Source organism: Streptomyces botrytidirepellens, assembly GCF_003721215.1.
Lineage (GTDB): Bacteria > Actinomycetota > Actinomycetes > Streptomycetales > Streptomycetaceae > Streptomyces > Streptomyces himastatinicus.
The window spans coordinates 1-5,395 of the sequence record NZ_RIBZ01000654.1; the positions used below are offsets into that span (position 1 = coordinate 1).

The following is a 5,395-nucleotide window of genomic DNA, read 5'->3' on the forward strand; positions in this document are numbered from 1 at the left end:
CCGGGCCCCGCCGTATGGCGGCGCCCGGCCCGTGACGTACGCCTTCTCGTCGGCGCTAGCGCGGGCGCTCGAAGTCGACCGAGGCGTAGGCGCGCAGCTTGGACAGCCGGTGGGTGGAGTCGATCTGCCGGATCGTCCCGGACTTCGACCGCATCACCAGCGACTGGGTGGTGGCGGTCTCCGCGCGGTACCGCACCCCGCGCAGCAGATCGCCGTCGGTGATGCCGGTGGCGACGAAGAACACGTTGTCGCCGCTGACCAGGTCGTCGGTCTGGAGCACCTGGTCGAGGTCGTGGCCCGCGTCGATGGCGCGCTGCCGCTCCTCGTCGTCCTTCGGCCACAGCTTGGCCTGGATCGTGCCGCCGAGGCACTTGAGCGCGCAGGCCGCGATGATGCCCTCCGGGGTGCCGCCGACGCCCAGCAGCAGATCCGCGCCGGTGCCCTCGCGCACCGCCATGATCGCACCGGCCACGTCGCCGTCGGAGATGAACTTGATCCGGGCGCCCGCCTCCCGGATCTCCTTGACCAGCCCCTCGTGGCGGGGGCGGTCCAGCACCACCACGGTGACGTCCTCGGGGCTGGACTTCTTGGCCTTCGCGATCCGCCGGATGTTCACCCCGGGCGGCGCGGTGATGTCCACGAACTCGGCGGCCTCGGGGCCCGTGACCAGCTTGTCCATGTAGAAGACGGCCGACGGGTCGAACATGGTGCCCCGCTCGGCGACGGCGAGGACGGAGACGGCGTTCGCCATGCCCTTGGCGGTCAGCGTGGTGCCGTCCACCGGGTCCACGGCCACGTCGCACTCCGGGCCGGTCCCGTCGCCGACGCGCTCTCCGTTGTAGAGCATCGGCGCCTCGTCCTTCTCGCCCTCGCCGATGACCACGACGCCATTCATCGACACGGTGTGGACGAGGGAACGCATGGCCTTCACGGCGGCGCCATCCGCGCCGTTCTTGTCGCCGCGGCCCACCCAGCGGCCGGATGCCATGGCGCCCGCCTCGGTGACCCTGACCAGCTCGAGGGCGAGGTTGCGGTCGGGAGCCGCGGGACTGACCTCGAGCTGGGACGGCAGATGATGCTCGGTCATCGGAGCGCACCTTTCTGTACGGCGACGAACCGGAAGGGGCCCCTCCTCGCCGAAGGCGGGCGAGGAGGGAGAGGGTGCTCATGACCTTATCCGCTCATTGCGAAAGTGAGCAGAGGACCCCACGCATGAGCACGGCCCTGTTGCGGCCCTGGGTGCCGGGTGTCGCGAGGCGATGAGGGACGATGGGGGGCGTGGCAGGTATGCGTGGCAAAGAGACGGTGCGGGACATGGTCCTGTCGCTGACGGTGATTGGTGTCGTCGCGGCGGCCATCTACGTCTTCGGCATTCCGCACGACGACAGTGACAAGGGCAAGGGCGTCCAGACGGTCGACTACCGGGTGGAGGTGGACACCGCCCGGCGCGCGGCGCCGTACCCGGTCGCCGCCCCCGAGAAGGGCAGCCTCCCCAAGGGGTGGCGCGCGACCTCGGTGACGTACCAGCCCAGGACCACCGCGGACAAGGGCGCGGCCTGGCATCTGGGCTTCCTCGCCCAGAACGAGGAGTACATCGCGATCGAGCAGAGCGACGGCAGGCCGGTCCCGTTCATCGAGGACGTCACCCAGCAGGCGCGGGAGACCAAGGTCAAGCAGAAGATCGGCGGCCAGGAGTGGGTCCGCTACGAGGGCGACAAGTACGACGCCCTGGTGCGCCGCGAGCCGGGCGTGACCACGGTCGTCACCGGCACCGCCTCGTACGGGCAGCTCGCGAAGATGGCCGCGGCGCTCAAGGCCGAGAAGGGCTGATCAGACGCCGGTGCACCCCTTCGGCACCTGTGCCGAAGGGGCGCGCTGCTGTCCGATCCCTCACACGGTCGTGACGACCTGGTCGAAGTCCAGGCGCGGGCTGCGCGGCTTCCAGGCGTCCTCGCCCGGCTTGCCGATGTTGATGATCATCAGCGGGGTGTGGTCGTCGTCCAGGAACTCCTTCTGGACCCCGGCCGGGTCGAAACCGGTCATCGGACCGGCGGCCAGACCGGCGGCGCGGATGCCCACGATGAAGTAACCGGCCTGGAGCGAGGCATTGAACCCGGCGGCCTGCTCACGGGTGCCGCGCTCGCTGAAGAAGACGTCCTTGATCTGCGGGGCATGCGGGAAGAGCGCGGGCAGCTCCTCGTGGAACTCGTTGTCCGCGGCAAGGATCGCGACCAGCGGCGCGGAGGCCGTCTTGGGCTGGTTGCCCTCGGCCATGTGCGGCACCAGACGCTCACGCGCCTCGGCGGAGCGGACCAGGACGATGCGCAGCGGCGACTGGTTGAAGGCCGTGGGGGCGTACTTCACCAGGTCGTAGATGGCCTGCACCTGCTCCTCGGAGACCGGCTCGTCGGTGAAGGCGTTGACGGTGTGGGCCTCACGGAAGAGCAGGTCCTGGGCGGCGGGGTCGAGTGCGAGCGTCATGGAAAAACCTCCTGATCACAGCGGTGCTATGCAATATGCGTTGCCCCCACTGTACGAGGCTTAGGTTAATGTTCAACTAAACCCCCGGCGTGGTGCCCCGAATCACACGCCCGGCCTCCCTGGTGCGCCCCAGCCCCGGCCGCCAAGCCCAGTCCCGGTCGGCAAAACCCAGCTCCGGCCGGGCACATCCCAGCCCCTCCGGCGTTTGAGGAGCGGGGCCCGGGGCGGAGCCCCGGTTCGGGAAGGGGCGGGGCGGGGACAAGGCCCGCCGCAGGGCGCCATCCACCCCGGTCAGCCCTCACCGTCGCCCTCCGCGCCGCCGTCCCCGCCCCCGTCGCCGCCGGACTCCGCCAGCGCCGCATCCAGCCGCGCCCGCGCCCCCTCCAGCCACCGGCGGCACACCGTGGCCAGCTCCTCGCCCCGCTCCCACAGGGCCAGCGACTCCTCCAGGCTCGTGCCGCCCGCCTCCAGCCGCCGCACGACCTCGACCAGCTCGTCCCGCGCCTGCTCGTACCCGAGCGTCGTCTCCGCCGCCCCGGCCTTCTCGTCCGTCTTCGCCATGCCCCTCAGCCTATTCAGTGGGTCCGACAGCTTCGCTGGGCTCAGCAGCTTCCGTGCGCCCCAGAGCGGCCCGCACCGTGAACTCCCCCTCCGCGACCCGCGCCCGAAGCTCCTCGTCCGCCGTCACCTCGGCCGCCGCCCGCACCACCGACCCGTCGGCGTGCTGGAGCACCGCATAGCCGCGCCGCAGCGTCGCCGCGGGGGAGAGGGCCACCACCCGGGCCTGGGTGTGGGCCAGCTCCGAGTCCGCCCGGTCGAGCAGATGCCCCAGACAGCGCCGGGCGCGGTCGAGCACCGACGCGATCTGCTCCTCGCGCTCGTCCACCATCCGGTGCGGCTGCCGCAGACACGGCCGGGCGAGCGCGGACTCCAGCCCCCGCTCCTCGCGGTCCAGCAGCCCGTTGACGCTGCGCAGCGCGCGCTCGCGCAGATGCTGGATGCGCACCAGCTCCTCGCCCACGTCCGGCACGGTCTTCTTCGCCGCATCCGTCGGGGTGGAGGCGCGCAGGTCCGCCACCAGATCCAGCAGGGGCGAATCCGGCTCGTGGCCGATCGCGGACACCACCGGCGTACGGCACGCGGCGACCGTCCGTACCAGCTGCTCGTCCGAGAACGGCAGCAGATCCTCCACGCTGCCGCCGCCCCGCGCGACCACGATCACGTCCACCTCGGGCAGCGCGTCCAGCTCCTTGACCGCCTCGATCACCTGCGGCACCGCGTGGGTGCCCTGCACCGCGACGTTGCGCACTTCGAAGCGGACGGCGGGCCAGCGCAGCCGCGCGTTCTCCAGTACGTCGCGCTCGGCGGCCGAGGCGCGGCCGCAGACCAGCCCTATCAGCTGCGGCAGGAACGGCAGCGGCTTCTTGCGCTCGGCGGCGAACAGCCCCTCGGCCGCCAGCGCCTTCTTCAACTGCTCCAGCCGCGCCAGCAGTTCCCCGACGCCCACCGGCCGGATCTCGGCGGCCCGCAGGGACAGCTGGCCGCGTGGCGCATACCACTCCGGCTTGGCGTGCACGACGACGCGGGCGCCCTCCGACACCGTGTCCGCGATCTTGTCGAAGACGGCGCGGAAGCACGTGACGGTCAGCGAGATGTCGTAGCTGGGGTCGCGCAGGGTCAGGAAGACCACCCCGGCGCCCGGCCGCCGGGACAGCTGGGTGATCTGCCCCTCGACCCACACCGCCCCGAGCCGGTCGATCCACCCTCCGATCAGCCGGGACACCTCGCCGACCGGGATCGGCGCTTCCGCGGACGTGTTGACAGCCATGACCGCGAGGGTATCGGCCACCACCGACAGAGCCCGTCGTCATCGCCCCTACGATGGGGGCATGACTGCAACCTCCGCCCGCCGGGTCCTGCTCGCTGCCCCGCGTGGCTACTGCGCGGGCGTCGACCGTGCCGTGATCGCCGTCGAAAAGGCCCTGGAGCAGTACGGCGCGCCGATTTACGTGCGCAAGGAGATCGTCCACAACAAGTACGTCGTCCAGACCCTGGAGAAGAAGGGCGCGATCTTCGTCGACGAGACGGAGGAGGTGCCCGAGGGCTCCATCGTGATCTTCTCGGCGCACGGCGTCGCCCCGGTCGTCCACGAGGAGGCCGCGCAGCGCAAGCTGGCCACCATCGACGCGACCTGCCCGCTGGTCACCAAGGTCCACAAGGAGGCCGTCCGGTTCGCCAATGAGGACTACGACATCCTCCTGATCGGTCACGAGGGCCACGAGGAGGTCATCGGCACCAGCGGCGAGGCGCCGGACCACATCACCCTGGTCGACGGCCCGGACGATGTGAAGAACGTCGAGGTCCGCGACGAGTCCAAGGTCGTCTGGCTGTCCCAGACCACCCTCTCGGTCGACGAGACGATGGAGACCGTCGACGCGCTCCAGGACCGCTTCCCGCAGCTCATCAGCCCGCCCAGCGACGACATCTGCTACGCCACCCAGAACCGCCAGACCGCGATCAAGCAGGTCGCCGCCGAATCGGACCTGGTCATCGTCGTCGGCTCCAAGAACTCCTCCAACTCGGTGCGGCTGGTCGAGGTCGCCATCGGTGCCGGTGCCAAGGACGGCCACCTGGTCGACTACGCGAGCGAGATCGACGAGGCCTGGCTGGAGGGCGTGACGACGGTCGGCGTGACCTCGGGCGCCTCCGTGCCGGACGTGCTGGTCGAGGGCGTCCTGGAGTGGCTGGCCGAGCGCGGCTTCGGGGACGTGGAGGTCGTACAGCCCATGCAGGAGTCCCTGACGTTCTCGCTGCCCAAGGAGCTGCGCCGGGACCTGCGGTCCGAGGCGTCCGCGGCCGCCGGGGCCGCCGGGGCGGCCGCCGCCGGCACGGACGGCGCGGAGCGGTGACCGAC

General features: G+C 71.1%; 6 protein-coding genes. 2 read left to right on the top strand and 4 right to left on the bottom strand.

Going from position 1 to position 5,395, the window contains the following annotated elements:
* Nucleotides 1-55: 55 nt before the first annotated feature.
* Nucleotides 56-1,087 carry a class II fructose-bisphosphatase gene (gene glpX, locus EEJ42_RS34780; RefSeq protein ID WP_123106165.1) on the bottom strand — a complete coding sequence of 344 codons (1,032 nt, stop codon included), beginning with the start codon at nt 1,085-1,087 and terminating at the stop codon, nt 56-58.
* A 200-nt stretch (nt 1,088-1,287) separates the two neighbouring features.
* Between glpX and EEJ42_RS34785 the strand changes: the two genes are divergently transcribed.
* On the top strand, nt 1,288-1,830 hold the full coding sequence (locus tag EEJ42_RS34785; RefSeq protein WP_184503422.1) for a DUF4245 domain-containing protein: 543 nt from the start codon (nt 1,288-1,290) through the stop codon (nt 1,828-1,830).
* A gap of 60 nt (nt 1,831-1,890) precedes the next feature.
* On the opposite strand, the gene EEJ42_RS34790 is transcribed toward EEJ42_RS34785, so the two are convergent.
* From EEJ42_RS34790 to xseA, 3 genes are all read right to left on the bottom strand, one after another.
* On the bottom strand, nt 1,891-2,481 hold the full coding sequence (locus EEJ42_RS34790; protein ID WP_123106167.1) for a malonic semialdehyde reductase: 591 nt from the start codon (nt 2,479-2,481) through the stop codon (nt 1,891-1,893).
* Between the two features lie 291 nt (nt 2,482-2,772).
* A complete protein-coding gene (locus EEJ42_RS34795; RefSeq protein WP_123106169.1) occupies nt 2,773-3,042 on the bottom strand; it encodes an exodeoxyribonuclease VII small subunit in 270 nt (89 codons plus the stop codon).
* A gap of 10 nt (nt 3,043-3,052) precedes the next feature.
* Nucleotides 3,053-4,309, bottom strand: coding sequence for an exodeoxyribonuclease VII large subunit (gene xseA, locus EEJ42_RS34800; protein ID WP_123106175.1), 1,257 nt, complete (start codon nt 4,307-4,309; stop codon nt 3,053-3,055).
* A gap of 61 nt (nt 4,310-4,370) precedes the next feature.
* Here xseA and EEJ42_RS34805 point away from each other — a divergent pair, with 61 nt between their 5' ends.
* Nucleotides 4,371-5,390, top strand: a complete 1,020-nt coding sequence (locus EEJ42_RS34805) for a 4-hydroxy-3-methylbut-2-enyl diphosphate reductase (RefSeq protein WP_123106171.1) — start codon at nt 4,371-4,373, stop codon at nt 5,388-5,390.
* Nucleotides 5,391-5,395: the final 5 nt, after the last annotated feature.